The sequence below is a fragment of the Xenorhabdus sp. Sc-CR9 genome (assembly GCF_963897815.1).
Lineage (GTDB): Bacteria > Pseudomonadota > Gammaproteobacteria > Enterobacterales > Enterobacteriaceae > Xenorhabdus.
Window position 1 is genome coordinate 1 of record NZ_CAWQTY010000154.1, and the last position, 214, is coordinate 214.

Annotated in this window: 1 protein-coding gene; it reads right to left on the minus strand. The window is 53.3% G+C overall.

Features of this window, described 5'->3' with window-relative positions; all coding sequences use genetic code 11:
• On the minus strand, nt 1-214 hold a 214-nt coding region (locus AACQ81_RS19695; RefSeq protein WP_237388522.1), incomplete at both ends, for a hypothetical protein.

Genomic DNA, 214 nt, shown 5'->3' on the forward strand with positions numbered 1-214 from the left:
GCGTTCAGCATGGATTGCAACCCGTATCTTTGGCGATAGTCGTCCCAATCGGCTTTTTCTTCACAGGGTGGCAGTGCAACGAACCCAGATACTGCCGCTGCTGCCTGTTCTGCCGCAATTTTTCCTGTGTTCTTTTTAAGGTTGCCGTCTGCGTCCAATTCACCCTCGGCGTGCCAGTCGTTATCTGCGGCGATAATGATTATCGCGTGAGGCC